At 69.8% G+C, this 23,536-nt stretch carries 23 protein-coding genes, 1 tRNA gene, 1 other RNA gene and 1 pseudogene; 15 read left to right on the forward strand and 11 right to left on the reverse strand.

Annotated elements, in window-relative coordinates:
• The first annotated feature begins 168 nt into the window (after window positions 1–168).
• Window positions 169–396 (forward strand): UTRA domain-containing protein, encoded by a 228-nt coding sequence (locus tag ABGB21_RS11685; protein WP_347677714.1) that lies wholly within the window; start codon window positions 169–171, stop codon window positions 394–396.
• Between the two features lie 338 nt (window positions 397–734).
• Here the strand turns inward: ABGB21_RS11685 and ABGB21_RS11690 are convergent, their stop codons facing one another.
• The 3 genes from ABGB21_RS11690 to ABGB21_RS11700 all read right to left on the reverse strand — a co-directional run bounded on the left by ABGB21_RS11690 (window position 735) and on the right by ABGB21_RS11700 (window position 2,270).
• Window positions 735–1,313 (reverse strand): PIN domain-containing protein, encoded by a 579-nt coding sequence (locus ABGB21_RS11690; RefSeq protein ID WP_347651407.1) that lies wholly within the window; start codon window positions 1,311–1,313, stop codon window positions 735–737.
• Between the two features lie 4 nt (window positions 1,314–1,317).
• Window positions 1,318–1,848: a helix-turn-helix domain-containing protein gene (locus ABGB21_RS11695; RefSeq protein ID WP_347651408.1), complete on the reverse strand. Its 531-nt coding sequence runs from the start codon at window positions 1,846–1,848 to the stop codon at window positions 1,318–1,320.
• A 337-nt stretch (window positions 1,849–2,185) separates the two neighbouring features.
• Window positions 2,186–2,270, reverse strand: a tRNA-Ser gene (locus tag ABGB21_RS11700).
• An 84-nt stretch (window positions 2,271–2,354) separates the two neighbouring features.
• On the opposite strand from ABGB21_RS11700, the gene ffs reads away from it, so the two are divergent.
• Both ffs and ABGB21_RS11710 read left to right on the forward strand, forming a co-directional pair.
• An RNA gene (gene ffs / locus ABGB21_RS11705) (signal recognition particle sRNA small type) lies at window positions 2,355–2,444 on the forward strand.
• 245 nt (window positions 2,445–2,689) lie between these two features.
• Window positions 2,690–5,194, forward strand: a complete 2,505-nt coding sequence (locus ABGB21_RS11710; RefSeq protein WP_347651409.1) for a DNA polymerase III subunit gamma and tau — start codon at window positions 2,690–2,692, stop codon at window positions 5,192–5,194.
• Between the two features lie 12 nt (window positions 5,195–5,206).
• Here the strand turns inward: ABGB21_RS11710 and ABGB21_RS11715 are convergent, their stop codons facing one another.
• Both ABGB21_RS11715 and ABGB21_RS11720 read right to left on the reverse strand, forming a co-directional pair.
• A complete protein-coding gene (locus tag ABGB21_RS11715) occupies window positions 5,207–6,121 on the reverse strand; it encodes a LysR family transcriptional regulator (protein ID WP_347677716.1) in 915 nt (304 codons plus the stop codon).
• A gap of 50 nt (window positions 6,122–6,171) precedes the next feature.
• Window positions 6,172–6,909, reverse strand: coding sequence for an SDR family oxidoreductase (locus ABGB21_RS11720; RefSeq protein ID WP_347651411.1), 738 nt, complete (start codon window positions 6,907–6,909; stop codon window positions 6,172–6,174).
• Window positions 6,910–7,135: 226 nt separating this feature from the next.
• Between ABGB21_RS11720 and ABGB21_RS11725 the strand changes: the two genes are divergently transcribed.
• Entirely contained in the window at window positions 7,136–7,393 is a 258-nt protein-coding gene (locus tag ABGB21_RS11725) for a hypothetical protein (RefSeq protein ID WP_347651412.1), read from the forward strand.
• Window positions 7,394–7,449: 56 nt separating this feature from the next.
• Here the strand turns inward: ABGB21_RS11725 and ABGB21_RS11730 are convergent, their stop codons facing one another.
• Window positions 7,450–8,385: a hypothetical protein gene (locus ABGB21_RS11730; protein WP_347677718.1), complete on the reverse strand. Its 936-nt coding sequence runs from the start codon at window positions 8,383–8,385 to the stop codon at window positions 7,450–7,452.
• Between the two features lie 241 nt (window positions 8,386–8,626).
• On the opposite strand from ABGB21_RS11730, the gene ABGB21_RS11735 reads away from it, so the two are divergent.
• The gene (locus tag ABGB21_RS11735) at window positions 8,627–9,007 is read left to right on the forward strand and encodes a hypothetical protein (RefSeq protein ID WP_347651414.1); all 381 of its coding nucleotides are present in this window, start codon (window positions 8,627–8,629) and stop codon (window positions 9,005–9,007) included.
• A gap of 198 nt (window positions 9,008–9,205) precedes the next feature.
• On the opposite strand, the gene ABGB21_RS11740 is transcribed toward ABGB21_RS11735, so the two are convergent.
• Complete coding sequence (locus ABGB21_RS11740; RefSeq protein WP_347651415.1) at window positions 9,206–9,364, reverse strand: hypothetical protein; 159 nt, start codon at window positions 9,362–9,364, stop codon at window positions 9,206–9,208.
• Window positions 9,365–9,912: 548 nt separating this feature from the next.
• Between ABGB21_RS11740 and ABGB21_RS11745 the strand changes: the two genes are divergently transcribed.
• The 9 genes and pseudogenes from ABGB21_RS11745 to ABGB21_RS11785 form a co-directional block, all read left to right on the forward strand.
• Window positions 9,913–10,224 carry a YbaB/EbfC family nucleoid-associated protein gene (locus tag ABGB21_RS11745; RefSeq protein ID WP_347651674.1) on the forward strand — a complete coding sequence of 104 codons (312 nt, stop codon included), beginning with the start codon at window positions 9,913–9,915 and terminating at the stop codon, window positions 10,222–10,224.
• Window positions 10,225–10,234: 10 nt separating this feature from the next.
• The gene (gene recR / locus ABGB21_RS11750) at window positions 10,235–10,828 is read left to right on the forward strand and encodes a recombination mediator RecR (protein WP_347651416.1); all 594 of its coding nucleotides are present in this window, start codon (window positions 10,235–10,237) and stop codon (window positions 10,826–10,828) included.
• A gap of 460 nt (window positions 10,829–11,288) precedes the next feature.
• Window positions 11,289–12,953, forward strand: a complete 1,665-nt coding sequence (locus tag ABGB21_RS11755; RefSeq protein ID WP_347677720.1) for an ABC transporter substrate-binding protein — start codon at window positions 11,289–11,291, stop codon at window positions 12,951–12,953.
• A 135-nt stretch (window positions 12,954–13,088) separates the two neighbouring features.
• Window positions 13,089–14,093, forward strand: a complete 1,005-nt coding sequence (locus tag ABGB21_RS11760; RefSeq protein WP_347651418.1) for an ABC transporter permease — start codon at window positions 13,089–13,091, stop codon at window positions 14,091–14,093.
• Window positions 14,094–14,382: 289 nt separating this feature from the next.
• On the forward strand, window positions 14,383–15,360 hold the full coding sequence (locus ABGB21_RS11765) for an ABC transporter permease (protein WP_347651419.1): 978 nt from the start codon (window positions 14,383–14,385) through the stop codon (window positions 15,358–15,360).
• A gap of 193 nt (window positions 15,361–15,553) precedes the next feature.
• Window positions 15,554–16,681 carry an ABC transporter ATP-binding protein gene (locus ABGB21_RS11770; protein WP_347677722.1) on the forward strand — a complete coding sequence of 376 codons (1,128 nt, stop codon included), beginning with the start codon at window positions 15,554–15,556 and terminating at the stop codon, window positions 16,679–16,681.
• Window positions 16,678–17,808: an ABC transporter ATP-binding protein gene (locus ABGB21_RS11775; protein WP_347651421.1), complete on the forward strand. Its 1,131-nt coding sequence runs from the start codon at window positions 16,678–16,680 to the stop codon at window positions 17,806–17,808. Before ABGB21_RS11770 ends, ABGB21_RS11775 begins: the two co-directional genes overlap by 4 nt.
• 296 nt (window positions 17,809–18,104) lie before the next feature.
• On the forward strand, window positions 18,105–18,875 hold the full coding sequence (locus ABGB21_RS11780; protein WP_347677724.1) for a dienelactone hydrolase family protein: 771 nt from the start codon (window positions 18,105–18,107) through the stop codon (window positions 18,873–18,875).
• Between the two features lie 261 nt (window positions 18,876–19,136).
• Window positions 19,137–19,322: pseudogene (locus ABGB21_RS11785) on the forward strand (IS5/IS1182 family transposase); the annotation flags it as partial.
• Window positions 19,323–19,428: 106 nt separating this feature from the next.
• On the opposite strand, the gene ABGB21_RS11790 reads toward ABGB21_RS11785, so the two are convergent.
• The 4 genes from ABGB21_RS11790 to ABGB21_RS11805 form a co-directional block, all read right to left on the reverse strand.
• A complete protein-coding gene (locus tag ABGB21_RS11790) occupies window positions 19,429–20,310 on the reverse strand; it encodes an SRPBCC family protein (RefSeq protein WP_347651423.1) in 882 nt (293 codons plus the stop codon).
• On the reverse strand, window positions 20,307–20,861 hold the full coding sequence (locus tag ABGB21_RS11795; protein ID WP_347651424.1) for a helix-turn-helix domain-containing protein: 555 nt from the start codon (window positions 20,859–20,861) through the stop codon (window positions 20,307–20,309). The genes ABGB21_RS11790 and ABGB21_RS11795 overlap by 4 nt, the downstream gene beginning before the upstream one ends.
• A gap of 77 nt (window positions 20,862–20,938) precedes the next feature.
• A complete protein-coding gene (locus tag ABGB21_RS11800) occupies window positions 20,939–21,289 on the reverse strand; it encodes a hypothetical protein (protein WP_347651425.1) in 351 nt (116 codons plus the stop codon).
• Window positions 21,289–21,930, reverse strand: coding sequence for an HNH endonuclease family protein (locus ABGB21_RS11805; protein ID WP_347677914.1), 642 nt, complete (start codon window positions 21,928–21,930; stop codon window positions 21,289–21,291). Before ABGB21_RS11805 ends, ABGB21_RS11800 begins: the two co-directional genes overlap by 1 nt.
• A 105-nt stretch (window positions 21,931–22,035) precedes the next feature.
• On the opposite strand from ABGB21_RS11805, the gene ABGB21_RS11810 reads away from it, so the two are divergent.
• Window positions 22,036–23,523: an MFS transporter gene (locus ABGB21_RS11810; protein ID WP_347651426.1), complete on the forward strand. Its 1,488-nt coding sequence runs from the start codon at window positions 22,036–22,038 to the stop codon at window positions 23,521–23,523.
• Window positions 23,524–23,536: the final 13 nt, after the last annotated feature.

Consider the following 23,536-nt stretch of genomic DNA (forward strand, 5'->3'; position numbering starts at 1 on the left):
GGCCGCTGGCGGACCCTTCGTCACACCACCGCCAGCCCACGGCAGATCGGCGACATCGTCCGCGCCGCTCTCCACCTCACCCACTTCGAATACCGATACCTACCGAATCCATGCTGAGATCACGTCACTGCAATCGAACGGCCGGAGGACGGTCCGGCGGTCGGCGTGGTGGCCCAATTCGACGCGATCGGCGTCCGGATCGACGAGTTCGCGGAGCGGGTCACCGCGCGGGCCGCCGACACCCACGAGATCGAACGGCTGGCCCTACCGTCCCGTGGCTCGTACGTCCTGGTCGTCGAGCGGACGTACTACGCCGCTGGTCGTCCCGTCGAGACCGCCGACATCGTATTTCCCGGCGACCGGTACGAGCTGCTGTACCGCGTACCGGTCGAGTGATCGTGACGGCGCATCCCCACGAGCGTCCGACCAGCTAACAGGAACTGATCGCGTGGTGCGGGTATCGGTATCGACGTTCGCCGCCGACCGGAACCGCATCGCGGGTCTCGGGTGCCTGCTTCGAACGACCGGCGCAGCCGTACGCCGGCCTGCTCAAGACGGAGGTCGGCGGTTAGTCCCGACCGGAAACTCTCGGCAGGCTTTGTCTGCTGCTGCAGCACAGCGAGGCAAGAGCTTGGCGCACTCATCTTTCTGTGGTCGCCTGGCGGGCGCCGACCGGAGAGAGGGGCGGTTAGCGGCGCGGTAGTAGCGCAGTCGGCGCTGGTCGCGCCGGGATGTCAACCGAGCTCCAACATCGTCTCTACCGCGGAGGCCATTCCGTAGCGCTCGGTGAGGATCTTCAAGATCTCCGCCTCGGTCCGCCTGGGTCCGGCCCTACCTGAACGCCCCGCTATCGCCGAGATGGCTGCCCGTGCTCTCGCGGGATCGACCGCTACCGTATTCGCCGCGAACTCGTGCGGCGGAAGGACCTGCAACCCGCCTGGCATTTTGCTTTGGGGAAGATCACGGATGTTGTGCGTGACGATCGCCCCCGCGTTGGCGACGAAGGCGGCAGCTACCAGATGTTCATCGTCTGGGTCGGGTAAGCCGTAGGTGCCCTCCAAGCCTTCCCACCCGGTCACTTCAGCATCGTCGAAGTGTTGCCGCATCTGCTTCACAAGGTGTCGAGCCCTTTTGGCTGCGGCGAGGTCTTCCTCCCCCCGCTCGATCCATTTCACCCGCTCCTCGTGTTCGAGCTCTTCGAGGATGACCACGTTCCATACCGGACGGTACAAGCCTTCCACGGCGAGTGAGAGCAGGAAGTCGCGCTGCAGGCTCGGCCAGAGGACACAGGTATCGAGGAGGGCCGTGAACACGCGGCTATTCTGTCAGGCCCCTTCGACGACGCGCGACCACGCGACGGGTCTCTCGTAGCCGCCGCAGAGATGCGTCAAGGTCTTCTTCGTCATCGATGCTCACTGACGTCGACTCAAGCGCGGCATACTGCTCGGCTCTGCGTCGCTCCCGGTAGGCGAGTAGATCGGGTAGCAGGACCCGACGGTGCGTTCCCACCCGTTCAAATGGAATCTTGCCTTCGTCGAGCAGTTTCACCACAGTTGGCCGGCTGACCCCCAGCAGGTCGGCCGCCTGCTGAGTCGTCAAGGTATGAGTGCGAGGGGCTACCGTGACGGCATAACCCTGCTGCAGAGCCTCAACTACCTGGCGAAGCGCTCCGTAGATCTCGGCCGGTAGTTCGACGCGATCGCCGGGAGTTGCCCCGGCCAGGAAGTAACGCGGTGCCACGGGCCCTAGGCCGGCCCTCTCGTGAGCCTTCAGGAAGTCGTAGACCTCGGCGAGTTGCCGATCGGCCTCTGGCAGGTATGTCTCTTCCTTCAGTGCAGCCTTGCCCATGAGCACTCGCCTCCTTATCGAAAGCATCGTAACCCTTTTCGTTTCCTGCGTCTATGGAACGCCTGTCCTTCTTGGAAGCCGGGCGGCACGGACGACCGGGTACGACGAGGTGTCGGCGCGTTTTCGACCTGGAGCGGGTCAAACCGGCTCGGGCGGCGGCTCGGGAGCCGCCAGCCCGCGATGCTCAACACGACGGTGTGGGGCAACGGGACTGTCGGCGCCCTCGTCATCCGCCCCGATCGCCTCGGCGAGCAGACCAGGTAGGTAGCCGGAACGCGAAACGCCCGGGAGGTCCGGAGTGGGACCCGCCGGGCGTTTATGCTGCTCGTGGTGCGAGCGGAGGATACGAGATTCGAACTCGTGAGGGTGTTAACCCAACACGCTTTCCAAGCGTGCGCCCTAGGCCTCTAGGCGAATCCTCCGTCGGACATCGTACAGGTTCTCCGGCTGTGGCCCACACCACCTGCCCCCGGGAGATCCACCGGCAGGCCCGGGTACACTTGAGCCACCTCCCGTGCGGTGGTACCTCGTGAACCTCCCCAGGGCCGGAAGGCAGCAAGGATAAGCGAGCTCTGCCAGGTGCACGGGAGGCCTTTTTGTGCCCCCGATGTCCGGTCTGACCAGGTAAACGCGGCCGGTACGACGTACCCGTCGGGTTGGCCGACCGGCGACGGGCCGGGCCGGGACCGATCAGCCCGCGCCCCGGCGAGGGTAGCCCACGTGATCGGCGAGGCCGGGCGACGCATGATCGACGTGGAAATCGTCGGGCGCGCGTGACAGCCTGGCACGCGGCACGATGCCGCCGGGTGGAGAATGGCTCGGTCGAGAGGAGGCGGGACGGGTGGCACTGGCGCTCTACCGCAAGTACCGGCCCCGCACGTTCGCCGAGGTCATCGGCCAGGAGCACGTCACCGAGCCACTGTCACAGGCGTTACGCACCGGTCGGCTGAACCATGCCTACCTCTTCTCCGGCCCGCGTGGCTGCGGCAAGACCTCCAGCGCCCGGATCCTGGCCCGCTCCCTCAACTGCGAGCAGGGGCCGACCCCGGAGCCCTGCGGCGTCTGCGACTCCTGCAAGAGCCTGGCCGCCGACGGCGCCGGCTCGATCGACGTCATCGAGATCGACGCGGCCAGCCACGGTGGCGTCGACGACGCCCGTGAACTGCGCGAACGCGCGTTCTTCGCCCCCGCCAGCAGCCGCTTCAAGATCTATGTGATCGACGAGGCGCACATGGTCTCGACCCAGGGCTTCAACGCCCTGCTCAAACTGGTCGAGGAGCCGCCGGAGTACGTCAAGTTCATCTTCGCCACCACCGAACCGGACAAGGTCCTCGGCACGATCAAGTCGCGGACCCACCACTACCCGTTCCGGCTCATTCCGCCGGGTGTGCTGCGGCCGTACCTGGAGCAGCTCGCCGAGGCGGAAGACGTCAAGATCGAACCGGCGGTCTTTCCACTCGTGGTCCGGGCCGGTGGCGGCAGTGCCCGGGACAGCCTGAGTGTGCTCGACCAGCTGATCGCCGGCGCCGGCCCGGAGGGGGTCAGCTACTCCCGCGCGGTCGCCCTGCTCGGCGTCACCGACTCGGCGCTCATCGACGAGATGTGCGACGCGCTCGCCGCCGGGGACGGCGCCGCCGCGTACGCCACCATCGACCGGGTCGCCGAGGCCGGGCACGACCCGCGCCGGTTCGCCTCCGACCTGCTCGAACGCCTACGCGACCTGATCATCCTGCGCCAGGTGCCGGACGCGGTCGCCAAGGGCCTCGTCGACGGCCCCGCCGACCAGCTGGAACGGATGGCCGCCCAGGCCGAACGGCTCGGCCCCGCGACGCTGTCCCGCTGCGCCGACATCGTGCACAACGGCCTGGTCGAGATGCGCGGCACGACCGCCCCACGCCTGCTGCTCGAACTGATCTGCGCCCGGATGATGCTGCCCGGCGCCGAGGACTCGACCGGCAGCCTGCTGCAGCGCCTCGAACGCATGGAACGCCGGCTCTCCGTCGCCGGCGACCCGGCCCCGCTGCCGGCCGCTCCGATGGCCGCTCAGCCGTCGGCCCAGGCCGACACGGCACCGGCGCCGCGGGCCGCGAGCGCACCGCCGCCCCCGCCGGCCCCTTCCGACGTACGTCGAAGTGTGGCCCCCGCGACCAGCCCGGAGCCGGCCACGGTGGCCCCTGTGCCCCGGCCCGCACCGGCCCCGGCGGCGCCCCCGCAGCCGGTGCGCCCGTCGGTGCCCCCGGAGGCGGTGATGCCCGACCCGGTCACCCCGGATCCGGAGCCGGCCGGCGCCGCACCGACCGGTGAACTGGACGCCGCCGCCGTACGCCGGGCCTGGCCCGACATCGTCGGCCTGGTCAACCGGGGTAACAAGAAGATCGCGGCGCTGATGCGGGACGCGGTCGTCCGGGACGTCGACGGTGACACCCTGGTGCTGACCGTCAAGTCGCAGATCCTGGCGCAGATGCTCACCAACTCGGCGAGCGTGATCACCGACGCCCTCTACGAGGAACTCGGGGTTCGCTGGCAGATCCGCTGCGAGGTGGCCGGCGCCCAGGGCGGGGTGACTCCGGCGGGTGCCCCGGCCCGGTCAGCTCCGGCCGCCCCGCCGCCCGCCCGTCCGGCACCGAACCCGACACCGTCCCGCCCGGCCGCCGACGGTGCCCGCGACCGGGCCGGTGGCGGCCAGCGCCCGTCCACCCCGGGTACGTCGTCCGGCTCCGCCGACGACGACAGCTGGCCGGAACCGGCCCGCCCGGGCGGCGCCGCCGCGACCCCCACCGCGTCGATTGCCGCCGCCGACGACTGGCCGGAGCCGACCCCGCCCGGCGGGGCCGGAAACAGCGGTACGTCGAGCCCCGGCCCGGCCCCGACGAGCCCGGTCGGCGCGAACGGCGGTGCTCCCAACGGCGGTGCCGGTGGCAACGGTGCGTTGCGGGGCGGCGTCGTCAACGGCGGCAGCCCACAGCCCGGTGGCGCCGCCAACGGATCGGCCTCAGCTGGCGTACCGGCCGGCCGGGCGGCCCCGGGCAGCGGACTCGCGGCCGCTCGGGCGGCGGCGGCCGGTCGGGGTGCCCGACCGGCAGGGGGGCAGACGGCGGACCAGGACTGGGCCGGTGAACCGCCCTACGACCCCGAGTACGACGGCCCGGCCCGGCGGGGCGGTGCACCCGTCGCCAGCCAGGCCAGCGCCCCGACCGTCAACTACGAGGGCTTCGACCCGGGCGACGAACCGCTCGACGAGGTGGTCGACGAGAAGACCGCGCGGCAGACCAGCGAGCAGCAGGCGGTGCAGCTGCTCCAGCAGGCGCTGGGCGCGGAGCGGATCGGCGAGGTCGACCTGAAGTAGCGGCGGCCCCGGTCAGGCCGCCGGTCGCGGAGGCCCGTCGTCCTCCAGATGCGCGTCGACCAACTCGAGCAGGGCGGTGGTGGCCGCGCTGATCCGTCGCCCCCGGGCCGTGGCCACGTGCAGTGACCACTCCAATGACTGGTCGGTCACCGGTAACGCGCTGACCTCGGGCCCCGGCGGCACCGCCCGGACCGGAAGGATGGTCACCCCGAGCCCGTGCCGGACGAAGTTCGCGGCCATGACCACGTCACTGACCTCCATGGTGATGGTCCGCTCCACCCCGGCGGCGGCGAAGGCGTCGTCGTTGCGGGTCCGGTTCGCGTACCCGATCGGATAGTCGATGAACTGCTCGTCCGCCACTTCGGCCAGGGTGACCGAGCGCCGGTCGGCCAGCGGATGCCCGGCCGGGACCACCAGCACCTGCGGGATCCGGACCAGTTGCCGGCTGTCCAGACCCGGGAACGGTCGTCTGCCGACCCCGAGGAAGGCGACGTCGATCTCGTGGTTGACCAGTGACCGGGCCAGCCCTGCCGATCCGTCCGAGGCGGCCGCCCGCAGCCAGAGTTTGACCAGCGGGTGTCGGGTGTGGAAGTCGCTCAGCAGGCCGGCGAAGTCGACACCGCCGACCCCGGTCAGGCAGCCCAGGACCACGGTGCCGCTGAGTTCCCGGCAGACCCGGCGGACCGCGTCCCGGGCCGCCTGCGCGGTGTCGAGGGTGGCCCGGGCCTCGGGTAGCAGGGCCTCGCCGGCGCTGGTCAGCACCACCCGCTGGGCGCTGCGTTCGAACAGCGGTGCGCCCAGTTCGCGCTCCAACGTCGAGATGGCGGCCGAGACCGCCGACTGGACCACGTGCAGCCGGCTCGCGGCTCGGGTGAAGCTCCGCTCGGCGGCGACGGCGAGGAAGTACTCCAGGTGCCTGAGTTCCACACCGCCAACGATCACATACTCCGAGGTACGGGCGGCCCGTGCCCGGCCGCTCAGACGGCGCCGCCGTTCGCGTACAGCACCTGGCCGTTGATCCAGCGGCCCGGGCCGGCGAGGAAGGCCACGATCCCGGAGATGTCCTCCGGAGCGCCGATCCGGCCCAGTGGCGGCTCGGCGGCGATCCGGTTGATGGTCTCCTCGTCCTTGCCCCGGAGGAAGAGTTCGGTGGCGACCGGACCGGGGGCGACCGCGTTCACGGTGATGTCCCGGCCGCGCAGCTCGCGGGCGAGGATCAGGGTCATCGACTCCACCCCACCCTTGGTCGCGGCGTACGCGGCGTAGCCGGGCCGCTGGAACCGGGTGATCGAGCTGGAGATGTTGACGATCGCCCCGCCGGCGCGCAGCCGGCGGGCCGCCTGCTGGTTCACCAGCAGGGTGCCGCGCAGGTTGATCCGCAGCACCCGGTCCAGGGTCTCCGGGTCGAGGTCGACCAGCGGCCCGGTCGGCATGATCCCGGCCGCGTTCACCAGGACGTCGACGCCCCCGAACTCCCCTTCGGCCCTGTCGAAGAGGGCGGCGACGGCCTGTTCGTCGGCGACGTCGGCCTGTACCGCGGTCGCGGTGCCGCCGGCATCGGTCAGCGCGGCGACCGTGCTGTCCGCGTCCGCCTGGTTGCCGGCGTAGTTCACCACCACCGCGTACCCGTTCTCCGCCAACTGGACGGCGATCTGCCGTCCGATGCCGCGCGATCCGCCGGTGACGATCGCGACCCGCTGGTTGGTGCTGCTCATCTGGAACCTCCGTTAGCCCGCTGCCTCGGTGACGGGATCAAGCGTGGTCCGGAACCACGATCAACGCCAACGAATCATTCAGATGGGCAGTATCAACAGAAGTGATCCGAGGGCGTTCGGCGGCGGTTACCCGGAATCCGGCCGGCCACTACGGTCCCGCCAGCTGCCTGCCCGCTGCCCTTCCGGGGCGGCTCCGGCGGCCGGTGGGTGGCGGGGCGGCCTCGCGGTGATCCGGGAGACCGGACGCCGGGTGAACGGCCGGCTCGACGTCGACGCGGCCACGATCGGACTGCTGGACCTGCACACGGGCGAGTACCGACGGCTGCTCGACGTCGCCTCGGCCAGGGGCGGCTACCAGGGCATGCCGGGCCACATGGCGGCGTTCAGTCCGGACGGGGTCACGGGTGGCCATCCAGATCGCCGACCGGATCACCGTACTGACCCGCGACGCCGTCCCCGCCAGCAGCTTCGTCCTGACCCATGACAGTCAACTGGCCGGCAAGGGCGCCTTCACCCCGGACGGTACGGCGATCGCGGTGGTCAGCAGGGCGGCCTACCAGCCGTATCCGTGGCTGGCTCCGCAGTGGGATCCGGACCTCGCGGCGGAGCCCGATCCGACGACTGATCGACTAATGTCCCCGTCGTGCTGATCGTGTGCGGGGAATGTGGTTTTGGCGATGACAGTGAAGGTCCATATTGTCTCGAGTGCGGTGCGCGGCTACCCGATCCCGGCCAGCCAGACTCTGTCAAGCCCTCGGAGTCCACATCGGTCAAGCTGACTCCCGCCGAGCCTGCCTCCGACGAGTCGACCGGGTCGGCGCCCGCATCTCCGGTTACCACGCCGGCCGGGCCCGGATCCACGCCGACCGAGGCGACCGAGATCGCCTCGGGGACGAGCGCTGCCGGCACGACGGATTCGACGGAAGCCACGCCATCGGCGACCGGGACCGCGCCGAAGGTGTCGGCTGCGGCTCCAGCACCGACGAACGCGTCCAGCACGAACGCGTCGACCGAATCGACCGCGTCAACCGGAACAACGGCGTCAACCGGAACAACGGCGTCAACCGGAACAACGGCGTCAACCGGAACAACGGCGTCAACCGGAACAACGGCGTCAACCGGAACAACGGCGTCAACCGGAACAACGGCGTCAACCGGAACAACGGCGTCGCCCGCAACGGCGTCGACCGGAACGACCGGATCGACTGCGTCGACCGCAACGGCGTCGACTGCAACGGCTGCGTCGAGCGCAACGGCGTCGACTGGTACGGCCGGCGCGACCGGGACGTCGGCCGGCGCGGAACCGTCGAAGATCAGGGTAGTCGAGGCGCCGACACCCGGGCCGTCCACACCGAAGTCGCCGGACGAATCCCAACCGGCGGCAATGCCGCGTGCCCTGCTGCCGATGGTGATGGTCGTCGCGCTACTGCTGGTCGGTGCCGCGGTCTGGCTGACCCGCGACTCGTCGCCCGGCATACCGGTGACGGCGCAACCCATCACGCCGGCCCCGGTGGGCCCGATGCCGCCACCACCCGATCCGGCAGTCGTCACTCCGACCCCGCCGCCGCTCAGCGGTGGACCAGGCCAGCAGTCTGCCGGTGGCCGACCGGGCCAGTCTGCCGGCGGTGGACCAAGCCGGCAGACCGCCGGCGGCGGGCCAGCCGGAGCCGGACCAGCGGGGCCGGGACCCACCGCGCAGACGACCCCGCCCCGGGAGGTGCCCCGGACGCAGCCCAGGACCACCGCACCGGCCAAGGCCAGCCCGACGAAAAGCTCGGGCTCCAACAAGCCCGCACTTTCCCTCAGCGGCAGCGCAACCGCCGTGTGCCGGGACGGGGGGTGGGTACTCAGCGTCTCCGCCCGGGCTACCGGCTTCACCGATACCAACGTCGTCGTACATACCGCCAAGGGCGGCGGTAGTTACGCGGGTTCGAACATCGGCAGCGGTCCGACGTCGTTCAGTGGCCTGGCACCCACTCCCGCCATCTACGGTGCGCTGACGGTGGATTCCATTGAGTGGTACCTCTGGGCCTACGAGGAAAATCAACACGAGGTCCGCTCGCCCCATTACACGACCTACAAGCCGGCCTGCGCCTGACGACAGACCGGCCGAGGCGGCGCACCGATCAGCGGTACGTGGCGCTGCCGAGGAAGGCCGGGCATCAGGACTGCGCCCGGGCAGGGGCCTGTCCCGTCGTACCCGAGGACGCTCACGGGATCCGGGGCTCCGAACCAGAGCTCCGGATCCCGTACCGCCCGGCCGCGTGACGCTACCGCCGACGGTCGGCAACTTGGATCACGAAACCGACTGGATGTCGTTCGGGACTTCGACCAAGGCAAGGTTGTCCGTGCCGCCCTGGCGACGGGCGCTACGGCGTACCCCTGCGCGCAGCGGGATGGGCAGGGTCACCAGCAGCGCCCCGGCCACCGCGGCCAGCAGCAGCGCGACGCCCATCGAAAGTTGACCTTGGGTGCCCATGAAGTGCACGTCGGATGGTTGGCCGTTCTGCAAAATGAAGATCAGCAGTACCAGTATCGGGTACGGGTCGGCGCCACCGGACGGGTCTCATCGTCGATCGCACAGTTGTCTCGATCAGCGGCTGACCGTGCTTGGCTGAGAAACCTTGTCGTGGCCGGACCTTCTCTCGCGATGGTGCGCGGAGTCCGTAAAACCCGGAGCGCCGGGGTCCAAGAACACTGTCGGCTTAGTCCTGAACGAGATTACCCGTAGGTCCGCGATGTCGGAGTTGCCCGCCTGCCGGAGAGAGGCTCCGGCGAGCCCTGGCGTTCGCCGCGCTCTGGCACAGGCGCGGGCACGAACCGCAGGCCGGAAGCCGGTCGTTGCTGGTCGAACCCCGGTCAACGGCAGCCACTCGCTGCCCCCAAGGGATGCGAGCCGCCGGTCGGCGCCGGTCGCAGCGTACTGTGGGCTAGCCCGTACTAGGCTGGGGTCGACGTTTGCCGAACCAAGGAGTCGCCGTGCGCCCGGGTGGACAGCCCAACCTGCAGCAGATGATGAAGCAGGCGCAGAAGATGCAGCAGCAGCTCGCCGCCGCGCAGGCGGAGCTGGCCGAGGCGGAGCTGACCGGCACTGCCGGTGGCGGCCTGGTGACCGTGACCATGACCGGTGCGGGCGAGGTCAAGACGATCAAGATCGACCCGAAGGCGGTCGACCCGGAGGACGTCGAGACCCTCGAGGACCTGGTGCTGGCGGCCGTGCACAACGCCCACGACGAGGTGCGCAGGCTGACCGAGGAGAAGATGGGCCCGGTCACCGGCGGCCTGGGCGGCGGCCTCGGCCCGCTCGGTTTCTGAGTAACCCCCGATGTACGAGGGTGCCATCCAGGATCTGATCGACGAGCTGGGCCGGCTGCCGGGCGTGGGCCCGAAGAGCGCCCAGCGGATCGCCTTCCACGTCCTCTCCGCCGACCCGGCCGACGTAACCCGGCTGGCGACCGCGCTGCGTCGGGTCAAGGAACTGGTGCGGTTCTGCACCACCTGCTACAACGTCGCCGAGGCCGAGCAGTGCCGGGTCTGTCGTGACCCACGTCGTACCGACGAGGTGCTCTGTGTGGTCGAGGAGCCGAAGGACGTGGTGGCGATCGAGCGGACCGGCGAGTTCCGGGGCCGCTACCACGTGCTCGGCGGGGCGATCAATCCGCTCGAGGGCGTGGGCCCGGACAACCTGCGGATCCGGGAGCTGCTGCTCCGGCTCGGCACCGGCACGGTCAAGGAGCTGATCCTCGCCACCGACCCGAACACCGAGGGCGAGGCGACCGCGACCTACCTGGCGCTGATGGTCAAGCCGATGGGCATCTCGGTGACCCGACTGGCCAGCGGCCTGCCGGTCGGCGGCGATCTGGAGTACGCCGACGAGATCACGCTCGGCCGCGCCTTCGAGGGCCGTCGGGCGATCTGACCGACGGCGACCGTCACGTCCGCCGGCGGCTCTTTCATCGACGCCTGTTCGCCGACGCCTGTTCGCCGGCGCCTGTTCGCCGGCGCCTGTTCGCTGGCGGCTCTTTCGCCTGAAGCCTGGTTCGTCGGCGGCCCTTCGTCGACGCCTGTGCGCCGGCGGGCTGTCCGACGGCCGTCGGAGCGGTCCGCGTGGTGGGGGGCGGACAGGCCGTCCGGGTCTGACATCGGGGCAGATCAACACGACGATGCATGTAACAACTTCGCATAGTCTGATCAGGACAAAATAGCCCGTTTGTTGACCATGTCGTACGCTCTGTCGTCCGCATCATGACGGTCAGGACACGATCAGGTACCAACCCCCTCCCGGGCCGTTTCCGCCCCGTCCGCATGGCGGCTAATGTCTCGCCATCGGTGGCCCCCGTCACCGCGTTTGTCGTATCCACAGGACGAGGTGAAGCACCATGCGTGCACCAAGACCGAAGGTCGCGATCGCGGCCGCCGCGGTCGCGGCCCTCGCGGTAGCCGGCTGTGCCGAGAGCGACCGCGGAGATTCGGGCTCGAGTTCGAAGGACACCCTGGTCTTCGGCGTGGCCGGCGACCCGAAGGTGCTCGACCCCAGCCTGGCCAGTGACGGCGAGTCGCTGCGGATCGCCCGGCAGATGTTCGAGACCCTGGTCAAGCCCGAAGAGGGCGGCACCAAGGTCACGCCCGGTCTGGCCGAGAGCTGGACCCCGGACTCGACCGGCACCGTCTGGACCTTCAAGCTCCGCTCCGGCGTGAAGTTCCACGATGGTACGGACTTCAACGCCGAGGCAGTCTGCGTCAACTTCAACCGGTGGTACAACGCGACCGGTCTGATGCAGAGCCCGGACGTCACGCCGTACTGGCAGGACGTGATGGGCGGCTTCGCCAAAAACGAGCGCGAGGACCTGGGCGAGAGCCTCTTCAGGTCCTGCACCGCCAAGGATGCCACCACTGTGGACCTCGCCTTCAGTCGGGTCTCCAGCAAGGTCCCGGCCGCGCTGATGCTTCCCTCGTTCTCCATCCACAGCCCCAAGGCGCTGCAGGAGTTCCAGGCCAGCAACATCGGCGGTAAGGCGGACAACATCCAGTACCCGCCGTACGCGATGCAACACCCGACCGGCACCGGGCCGTACAAGTTCAAGTCCTGGGACATCGCGAACAAGACACTGACGATCGAGCGTAACGAGGACTACACCGGCGGTCCGAAGGCGAAGATCAAGACCATCATCTTCAAGACCATCTCGGACGAGAACGCCCGCAAGCAGGCGCTGCGCTCCGGCGACATCAACGGCTACGACCTGGTCGGTCCGGCCGACGTCGAGCCACTGAAGGGTGAGGGCTTCAACGTCCTGACCCGTCCGGCGTTCAACATCCTCTACCTGGCGATCAACCAGAAGGGCAACCCGAAGCTGGCCGACATCCGGGTCCGGCAGGCGATCGCGTACGCCCTGAACCGGCAGGCGCTGGTCGACTCCAAGCTGCCCCCGGGCGCCAAGGTCGCCCTCCAGTTCATGCCGGACACCGTCGACGGCTGGAACCCGAACGTCACGCAGTACAACTACGACGTTAACAAGGCCAAGGCGCTGCTGGCCGAGGCGGGTGCCAGCAACCTGACCCTGCGGTTCCACTACCCGACCGAGGTCACCCGGCCGTACATGCCGAACCCGAAGGACCTCTTCGAACTGCTCTCGGCCGACCTCCAGGCGGTGGGCATCAAGGTCGAGGCGATCCCGCTGAAGTGGACCCCGGACTACCTGAACGCCACCAGCACCGGCACCGCGCACGACCTGCACATCCTCGGCTGGACCGGTGACTACGCCGACGGGTACAACTTCATCGGTACGTTCTTCGACCGGCAGAAGGACGAGTGGGGTTTCAACAACCCGGCGCTGTTCGACCTCTTCAAGCGGGCTGACAGCACCGCTGATCTGGCCGCCCGGGCCGAGCTGTACAAGGAGCTCAACGCCGAGATCATGAAGTTCCTGCCGGGTGTGCCGATCTCGCACTCGCCGCCGGCGATCGTGTTCGGCAAGGACGTCACCGGGGTCAAGGCGAGCCCGCTGACCGACGAGCGGTACTCCACCGCCGAGTTCACGTCCTGACCGTCGAGGAAGCGCTGAGATAGAGGAATAGGGAGTCGCGGGCGGGCGCGCCCTGACCGTCGGCCGGCAGTTCCGGCCGGAGGCCAGTCGAGCGCCCGCCCGCGCCACCCTCCGCACCCCCGCCAGAGGCCGCCTGTGTTCCGGTTCATCGTCAGACGCCTGCTGCAGCTGATACCTACGCTGTTCGGGCTCTCCATCCTTCTGTTCATCTGGCTGCACCGGCTGCCCGGCGGCCCGGAGACCGCGATCCTCGGCGAGCGTGGCACGCCGGAGATGCGGGCCGCGATCCGCGCGAACCTCGGCCTGGACGAGCCGATCCTGGTGCAGTACGGCCGGTTCATGCGGCGGATGATCCGTCTCGACCTCGGCAGTTCGATCGCCACCAAACGTGAGGTCACGACCGAGTTCCTGCAGCGGTTCCCGGGCACCGTCGAACTGGCGGTCACCGCGATGATCATCGCGATCGCGGTGGGCATTCCCCTCGGTTACCTCGCCGCCCGTCGTCGCGGCCGACTGCTCGACCACGTCTCGGTCGCCGGATCGCTGGTCGGCATCTGCATCCCGGTCTTCTTCCTGGCGTACGTCCTGAAGGCGATCTTCGCCGAGAACCTGCACCTGTTCCCGTCCACCGGACGGCAGGACCCGACCATCGACGCCACCCGGGTCACCAACTTCTTCGTCCTGGACGGACTGCTGACCCGCGAGTGGGACGCCGCCGCCGACGCGCTCTGGCACCTCGTGCTGCCCGGTCTGGCGTTGGCCAGCATCCCGCTGGCGATCATCGTCCGGATCACCCGGGCCAGCGTGCTGGAGGTGCTCGGCGAGGACTACATCCGGACCGCCGAGGCCAAGGGCCTCACCGAGCGGGTGGTACGCGGCCGGCACGTGCTGCGCAACGCGATGCTGCCGGTGGCGACCACCATCGGTCTGCTCACCGGCGGTCTGCTCTCCGGTGCGGTGCTCACCGAGACGGTCTTCGCGTTCAACGGCATCGGCGCGTTCATCGCCGACTCGATCAGCCAGCGGGACTACCCGGTGCTGATGGGCTTCATCATGATCATCGCGGTGCTGTTCGTCCTCGTGAACCTGATCGTCGATCTCTCCTACAGCCTGATCGACCCGAGGGTGAGGGTCCGATGAGGACGATCCGGTTCAAGAGCGGGGTGTTGGTGAGCGCGAGGAGTGAGCGAGCGCAGCGAGTGAGCCCCGCAGTCGCGAACGAAGGACGGATCTGGTGAGCGCGAGGAGTGAGCGAGCGCAGCGAGTGAGCCCCGCAGTCGCGAACGAAGGACGGCTCTGGTGAGCGCGAGGAGTGAGCGAGCGCAGCGAGTGAGCCCCGCAGTCGCGAACGAAGGACGGCTCTGGTGAGCGCGAGGAGTGAGCGAGCGCAGCGAGTGAGCCCCGCAGTCGCGAACGAAGGACGGCGCCGATGACCATCACGGACAGGGCTCGGAAGAAGGCGGAGAAGCTCGACCGGCTCGGCGAACTCTCCGCGATGCGCGACGACGAACGCGGGGTCAGCCTCTGGCAGGAGGCGTTCCGTCGGCTGCGGCGTAACCCGGCGGCGATCGTCGGCGCGGTGGTCCTCGGGATCTTCGTGCTCGTCGCGATCGTCGGCCCGTTCTTCGTGCCGTACGGGCCGACGGACACGGTCGGCATCCGGGAAGGGCTGGTCAAGTCCGGCCAGGGCATCATTCCCGGTTCGTCCGCCGACCACTGGCTCGGCTTCGACCACCAGGGGCGGGACGAGTTCAGTCGGCTGATCGTTGGTGCCCGGCAGACCCTGCTGGTCGGCGTGGTCTCGACCCTGATCGGTCTGGCCGTCGGCGCGCTGGTCGGCGGGATCGCCGGCGCCGCCGCCGGTCTGGGCGGGCGCTGGGGCCGCTGGGTCGACACCACCCTGATGCGGATCGTCGACATGCTGCTGGCGCTGCCCAGCCTGCTGCTCGCGGTCAGCATCGCGGCACTGCTCGGCGCCAGCCTGACCACGGTGATGATCGCGGTCGGTGTGGTCTCGGTGCCGGTCTTCGCACGGCTGCTGCGCGGCTCGATGATCGCCCAGTCGAACAGCGACTACGTGCTCGCCGCCACCTCGCTCGGGGTACGGCGCACCCGGATCGCGCTCAGTCACGTGCTGCCCAACTCGCTCGCCCCGGTCATCGTGCAGGCGACACTCACCCTGGCCACCGCGATCATCGAGGCGGCGGCGCTCTCCTTCCTCGGCCTCGGCAACCCCGACTCGGCGGTCCCGGAGTGGGGCGTGATGCTCGCCGACGCGCAGCCGTACCTCGGGATCCGGCCGGCGTTGGCGATCTATCCGGCGTTGGCGATCATCATCACCGCGCTGGGTTTCACCCTGCTCGGTGAGGCGATGCGCGAGGCCCTCGACCCGAAGCTGCGGAAGTAGTGGCTCCCGTGAGTGCCGGAACAGTGAGCGCGAGGAGTGAGCTTGCGAGCCCCGCAGTCGCGAACGAAAGGCCGGAACGGTGAGCGCGAGGAGTGAGCTTGCGAGCCCCGCAGTCGCGAACGAAAGGCCGGAACGGTGAGCGCGAGGAGTGAGCTTGCGAGCCCCGCAGTCGCGAACGAAAGGCCGGCACAGCATGGCACTGCTTGAGGTGGACAATCTCTCCGTCACGTTCCGCCAGCGCGGCAAGCGTACGGTCCGGGCGGTCGACGGGGTGTCGTTCTCGGTGGACGCGGGTGAGGTCGTCGGTCTGGTCGGCGAGTCCGGCTGCGGCAAGAGTGTGACCTCGCTGGCCCTGATGGGGCTGCTGCCTCGGCAGGCCGGGATCACGGTCGAGGGGCGGGCGGACTTCGACGGCACCGACCTGCTCAGGGTCGACCGGCGGACGATGCGGGACATCCGGGGCCGGGACGTGGCGATGATCTTCCAGGATCCGCTCTCCTCGCTGAACCCGGTCATCCCGATCGGCCGACAGGTCACCGAGGTGCTCACCCGGCACCGGGGGCTGGGCGGCGACGCGGCCCGCAAGGAGGCGGCCGAGCTGCTGGACCGGGTCGGCATCCCGGACCCGACTCGGCGGCTGAAGGAGTATCCGCACCAGCTCTCCGGCGGGATGCGTCAGCGGGCGCTGATCGCCATCGCGGTGGCCTGCCAGCCCCGGCTGCTGATCGCCGACGAGCCCACCACGGCGCTCGACGTGACCATCCAGGCGCAGATCCTGGAGCTGTTGAAGGACCTGGTACGCGACTCCAACACCGCCCTCGTCATGATCACCCATGATCTGGGGGTGGTCGCCGGCATGTGCGACACGGTCAATGTGCTCTACGCCGGCCGGGTGGTCGAGACCGCCCGCCGCCGGCCGCTCTTCGCCGAGCCGCGGCACCCGTACACGGTGGGGTTGCTCGGGTCGATCCCACGCCTGGACGCGGGCCAGGGCGAGCGGCTCTCCCCGATCCCCGGTTCGGTCCGTGACGTGCTGCCGTGGGCCGAGGGCTGCGCCTTCTCGCCCCGGTGCAGCCGGCAGATGGAGGCGTGTGTCGGGGAGCCGCCGGCGATGGTGCTGACCCACACCGACCGCACCTACCGGTGTGTCAACCCGGTGCCGCCGGCCGGTGCGGTCGACCCGGCGGCGTCGGAGACCCGGGGCGATGCGGCCGCTCCGAAGGCGGAGCCGGCAGCGCGTACGCCGGCGCCGCGTACGCCGGAGCCTCCGGCCGCCGAGCCGGCGTCGCGGCCCACCCGGGGTGAGGAGGAGTCGGCATGACCGAGCGGAGCGCGGAGATGACGCCGGAGCGCGGCGGGAACCTGGTCGAGGTCCGTGACCTGAAGGTGCACTTCCCGATCACCCGGGGTGTCGTCTTCGACCGGGTGGTCGGGCACGTGAAGGCGGTCGACGGGGTGGACCTGACGATCCCGCGCGGCCGGACGTACGGGCTGGTGGGCGAGTCGGGCTGCGGCAAGTCGACGCTCGGCCGGGCGCTCCTGCAGCTCACGAAGCCGACGTCGGGTCAGGTCTCCTTCGACGGTACGGAGCTGACCAGCCTGCCGGCGAACCGGATGCGGACCATGCGCCGCCGGATGCAGATGATTTTCCAGGATCCGATGTCCAGCCTGGACCCCCGGCAGAACGTCGAGTCGATCCTGGTCGAGGGTCTGCAGGCGCACGGCATCGGTGCCGACCGGGCCGCCCGTCGGGAGATCATCACCAAGACCCTGGACGCGGTCGGCCTGCCGAAGTGGGCGCTGTCCCGCTACCCGCACGAGTTCTCCGGTGGCCAGCGGCAGCGGATCGGCATCGCCCGGGCCCTGGTGCTCGGTCCCGAACTGATCGTCGCCGACGAGCCGGTCTCCGCGTTGGACGTGTCGATCCAGGCCCAGGTCGTCAACCTGCTCGATGAGCTCCAGGACGAGCTGGGGCTGACCTACCTGGTCATCGCGCACGACCTGGCGGTGGTCCGGCACATCTCCGACGTGGTCGGGGTGATGTACCTGGGTGCGTTGGTGGAGGAGGCGCCGAGTGACCGGCTCTATGCCGAGCCGCTGCACCCGTACACCCGGGCGCTGATGTCGGCGGTGCCGGTGCCGGACCCGGAGGTGGAGGACCGACGGGAGCGGATCCTGCTCGCCGGGGACCTGCCGTCGCCGGCCAACCCGCCGGCCGGCTGCCGGTTCCACACCCGCTGCCCGTGGGCGCAGCCGACCCGATGCGCCGACGAGCGGCCGGCACTGCGCCAGATCGGCACCAGCCGGGTCGCCTGTCACTGGGCCGAGCAGATCGCCAGCGGTGAACTGCGGCCGCACAAGGTGACGGGCCAGGTCACCCGGCCGGAGGACGAGGGCGAGGCGCCGCACACCGTCTCGGCGCCCAGCGAACCCGGCTCGTTTGTCTAGTCCGTGTGTCAAAGGTGGTTGGGCGACATGGGCGGCATCGCTGCCGGACGGTCGGGGTCGTCTGCCGATGCTGGCCTTGTCGAGGTGGCCGTACCCGGTGGAACGGGGAGGGGTGTGGTCGCACCGCGCGGCATCCACACCGAAGGAATCGGCTACCCCGCGCGGCTGGTGCGACCGTGCAGCCTCGTCCTTCGCGCGTAGATTCTGGTCAGATCGCAATTCACCACTGCGCATTCAGCTTCGCTGGAAGCGAACGCAGTCCAACAAAGCAACACGGTCCGGCTAGTGTCGATCTCATGATCGCAAGACGGGAAGTCAGGTATGACATCGACGGCTTGACGATGGTCGGTCACATGTCGCGGCCAAGTGGCGACGGGCCGTGGCCGGCCGTGCTTCTTGGACATGACGGCGTCGGTCTCGATGACTATCAACGCAGCCGAGCCGACGACCTCGCCGAACACGGCTATCTGACCTTCGCAATGGACTACCACGGCGGCCGGACCTTCTTCGGCGAGCCGCAAGCGATGCTGGATCGGGCCCTGCCGCTGATGGCCAACCCCGCCCGCATGTTGACCATCGGTCAGGCCGCGCTTGACGTGCTACTCGCTGAACCCGGCGCCGATCACAATCAACTTGCCACGCTCGGTTACGGGGCCGGCGGCCGAATCGTGCTGGAACTCGCCAGGACGGGAGTGCCCTTCAAAGCGCTCGCCGTAATCCACCCCGGCCTGCCAACCCCGCGCGCCGAGGACTGGACGAATGCCGGTGGGACCTTCCTGCTCTGTACGGGTTCCGAAGATCCGCTCTGTACTCCCGCTCAAATCTCAGCGTTCGGCAGCGCGCTCCAGGACGCTGGCGTCGATTGGCGAGCACACATTTATGGCGGAGCCAAACATGCCTTCTGGGCCGCTCCGACTCAGCCTGACGGGACACCTACCGGCGGCGCTGACCACCTCAGCCCCACCGTGCCCGGAGTGGGCTACCACGCTGCCCACTCCGCGCGGGCGTGGCGGGCGGTTCTCGACTTGTTCAGCGAAAGCATCGGGGCGCAGTCACCCGGTTGCTAGGCCGTGTGTCAAGAGTGGTCGGGTGACGGGGCCGGGTTGACCGGTCGGGCGTGTCGATGATCGATACGAGGCGAGGTCCCCTGGTAGATGGGTATCGACCAAGACAACCATCTGCGCGGAGACCTCGTGGCCGGTGTAGCGGTGACGAGGCGATTCGACCTGACTGACGCGCAGTGGGCGGTGCTGGAGCCGCTGCTGCCCCGACCGAAGAAGGCAGGCTGGGCGGCGTTGGCGAGCGCTGCGCCGGCCGATCACGCGTTGGGCCGCCCGCCCGCCTTTGACTCCAGCGCATATCGACAGCGCCATGCCGTCGAATGCGGCATCAACCCGCTCAAACAGCACCGCGCCGTGGCCACGCGCCACGACACACTCGCGATGCGGTACGAAGCCACCCCCACCCTCAGCATGATCGACGTCTGGCTCAGACGACTTGAACGGCACTTATGACACACGGCCCAGGCGTTCGCTCGACTTCGTCTGGGAGTCCGTCGACCGGCAGGCGGGCGGGGCCGGTACGCCGGACCCGCCCGCCTGCCGGGATGCGACCGGGTGCTCAGCCAGCGACCTGCTGCTCCGAGGCGGCGATGACCTCGTCCGGGTCGTGCAGCCAGATCGGCCGCCAGTCGGCCAGTTCGTGGAAGCGGCGCAGCTCGGCCAGCCCGCTGAGCCAACCGCTCCAGGCGCCGTACGGCGGGTTCGTGGTGTCGAAGCCGCTCTGCACGAACGACAGTTTCGTCTTGCCGTCGCTTTCCGCCAGCTCCCAGGTGACGACGCCGACCGGGCCCCAGTCGACCGTCATGCCCTTGCCGGGGGTCACCTCGAGCACCTTCGCCGGGTTGGGGTTGTTGTCGAAGCCGCCCATCGCCCACCGGCCGCCGACGTACGGCTCGATTCCGATCGGGTAGCCGAACCACGTGCTGGCCTGCTCGGAGTCGGTGAGAGACCGGTAGAGGGCGTCGGCCGAGGCGCCGATCACGATCTCCTCGCGGAAGGTCGCCGAGGTGAAGTCGGTCTTCGGGGTGAGTGGCCGCCCCTCGACGTGGTCGACCAGATTGGCGATCGCCAGCGACCAGTACGTCTGCAGCACGCCCCGGATGGTGGTGCCGCTCATCGCGTCGGCGAAGCTCCAGTGGCTCTGGGAGAGCGTGATCAGGGTCGACTCCGGGCTCTCCTCGACGAGGGTGATCTCGGTGCTCGTCTGCTCGCCGTCGAGCAGCCAGCTGAACCGGATGGTGTGGTCGTCGACGTGCTGCGGGGTCTGGTGCGGGGCGTCGCCCTCGGGGGTGTGCCGGCCCCAGAACTCGTACCGGTGCGGAAGCTCGACCTCGGCGTGCTCGGCGAGCCAGATCCGCAGTTCGGCGGGGTCGGTCAGGGCGTGCCGGACGGTCTTGAGCGGAGCGGCGGCGCGGGCGCGCAGCGTCAGCGGTGCGGTCATGGCGTACTCCTGTGTGGGTAGCAGGCGACGGCGAGCTTGAAGGCGTCACCTTCGGCTCCGCCGTAGCGGGTGAACAGGTCCTGCAGTGCGGTCCGCAGGTCGTCGAGGAACTGTTGGCGCTGCTCGGCGGGGACCCGGATCTCGCCGGAGACTCCGATCGAGGGCAGTTCTGGCGCGGTCCGGTCGAGCGCGGCGATGTCGGCCTGGACCTCTTCCATCAGGTTGAGCAGGTAGCCCAGGCTCAGCTCGTCCTGCGCCTTGCGTAGCCCGAGCCGGCCGACCAGCCGGGGCGACAGCCAGTACGACCGGGCACTGGCCTGGTAGATCCCCTCGTGGATGCCGCGGACCTTCCGTTCCGAGACCTGGTCGACGAGGCCGGCCTCGACCAGGCGTTTCACGTGGTAGTAGACGCGTTGGGGGGTCTGGTCGAGCCGGGCCGCCACCTCGGTGCAGGTGCGCGGCTCGGCGAGTTGCCGCAGCACCTCGATGCGCTGCGGCTTGAGCAGGGTCTCCGCCTGCTCGATCTGTTCGAGGTAGATCACGTCTCTCATGGCAAAAATCATCCTGTATGTAAAACAAAATTTTGTCAATCGCTCACGCGAAAGTCGGGCCGGGTCGAGCGGGAGGGTCAGCCGTCAGGCCGGTCGAGCAGGCCGACCGCGATCGTGTGCACCGCGTCGAGGTCCGCCGGATCGGAGAGCCGGGTCCGGCCGCCGGTGACCACGTACCACTCGGCGGCGTCCTTGTACTGCACCCGGAGCGCCACCTGGTCGCCGTGCAGCTCGGTGCGTAGCGTCAGTTCCCCGGTCACCACGCCGACCTCGTCGGTCATCACCCCACCCGGACCGGGGACGATGTCGGTGGTCCGGGTGGCCGACGGCTCGTCGTCGGGTGGGGTCTGCCCGGCCGGCGGCTCACCGTCGGACGTGACCTGCTCGGCGGCCGGCTCGCCGTCCGGTGGGGTGCCGGGCGGGGCCATCAGCAGCTGCCCAGCATGTCGCCGAGCGCCGCCCGCTCGGCCTCGGTGACCGTGAGCCGCCAGTAGTGCTTGACCGCGATCCAGTCCGCCGCGTACCGGCACCAGTCGTCCCGGTTCGGCGGCTTCCACTGGGACGGATCCTGATCACCCTTGGAGCGGTTTGTCGTTTTCGACACGGCGAACAGCTGCGGCTGGTCCAGGTCGTTGGCGAAGTCGCCCCGCTTGTCGTCGTTCCACTCGTCGGCACCCGAACGCCAGGCGTTGGCCAGCGGCACCATGTGGTCGATGTCGACGTCACTCGGGTCGGTGAGCGTGCGGCCGTCGTACCGACTGGGCCAGCGCCCACCGACGACGTTGCAGCCGGACAACTTGATGTCGGTGCCGTCCCGCTGCAGCACGGTGTCCCGGACGTCGCAGTTCTTACCGGCGTTGCGCCAGTGCGGGAACCGGTCCCGGCTGTAACCCCGCATCGAGCCGGCCGACGCCGTGGTCAACTCTTCCAACTGCGCCTGCGGGCCGGCGCTACCGGCCGGGCGCGGAGGCAACGCCTCGTCGGCGCCACAACCGGCGGCGCCGCCGAGGGCGAGCGCCACCGAGGCCAGGACGGCGATTCCCGGCCGGGATCCTGATCTGGTACGGATGAACGGCACGGCTTCCAGCTTGTCGGGTCGACCGGTGGACAGGGCAGCCGGATCTGGTTCCGGTGTTTCGCGGCATCTTACGCCGAGAAGGGGAAGTCTGGCACTGTGAGTGACTCCGCAGCCGCGCTCAGGCTGGCCAGTCCGGCCGGTCGGGGGACCCTGTTCGCGGCCGTCGTGGCCTCCGGGATGGTCTTCCTCGACGCCACGGTGGTCAACGTCGCCCTGCCCCACCTCGGTACGGAGCTGCGCGCCAGCACCGCCGGTCTGCAGTGGACGCTGAACGGCTACCTGCTCAGCCTGGCCGCGTTTGTCCTGCTCGGCGGCGCGGTCGGGGACCGGCTCGGCCGGCGACGGGTCTTCCTGGCCGGCGTCCTCGCCTTCACCGTCGCGTCGGTGCTCTGCGGCGCGGCGCAGAACACCGGCTGGCTGATCGCGGCCCGCTTCCTGCAGGGGCTCGGCGGCGCCCTGCTGACCCCGGGCTCCCTCGCCCTGCTGCAGGCGAGTTTCCACCCGGACGAGCGGGGCCGGGTGATCGGCGCCTGGTCCGGGCTGGCCGGCGTCTCCACCGCCTTCGGTCCCTTCCTCGGCGGCTGGCTCATCGACGCGTTCTCCTGGCGGTGGATCTTCTTCCTCAACGTGCCGCTCGCCGTCGTCGTGGTCCTCGCCACGCTGCGCTGGATCCCGGAGAGCCGCGCCGACCCGACCCCGGCCCGGTTCGACCTGGCCGGCGCGCTGTTCGGCGCCCTCGGCCTGGCCGGCATCACCTACGCCCTGGTCGAGGCCGACCAGCTCGGCGGCGGCGCCGCACCGGTGGTCGGCGCCGCAGCGGCCGGCGTACTCGCCGTACTGGTGTTCGTCCTGATCGAGCGGCGGCGCGGCGAACGGGCGACGCTGCCGCCGGCGCTCTTCGGCAACCGGCTCTTCGGGGTGCTGAACCTCTACACCGTGCTGGTCTACGCGGGGCTCGGCGGGCTCACGTTCTTCTTCTCGATCTACCTGCAGAACGTCGTCGGCTACTCGGCGCTGGTCACCGGCCTGGCCACGCTGCCGATGACGATCCTGCTGCTGGTCGGCTCCGCCCGCTCCGGGGCGCTGGCCGCCCGGATCGGGCCGCGTCTCCAGCTCACCGTCGGGCCACTGCTGGCCGCCGGCGGGCTGCTGCTGTTGCGCCAGATCGGGCGCGGCGCGTCGTACTGGGTGGATGTGCTGCCCGGAATCACCCTCTTCGGGCTCGGGGTGACCCTGGTGGTCGCCCCGCTGACCGCCTCGGTGCTGGCCGCCGCGCCGGACCGGTTCGCCGGCGCGGCCAGCGGACTCAACAACGCGGCTTCCCGGGTCGGCGGGCTGCTCGCGGTCTCCGGGCTGCCACTGCTGGTCGGGCTCTCCGGCGGGGGTTACCGGGTCGCCGGCGAACTCACCCCCGCCTACCGGAACGCACTGCTGTGGTGTGCCGGGCTGATGGTGGCCGGCGCGGTGCTGGCCCTGCTGCTGGTGCACCGGCCGCACCGCCCGCCGCAGCCGTCCCGGCCCTGCCCGTCACTGCCGCCCCCGGTGCACCCCGAAACGGCCCGGAACCCGGGCGAAATCCGGTAGCCCGCGGCGGGCC

The sequence above is a fragment of the Plantactinospora sp. B24E8 genome (genome assembly GCF_039871735.1).
Lineage (GTDB): Bacteria > Actinomycetota > Actinomycetes > Mycobacteriales > Micromonosporaceae > Plantactinospora.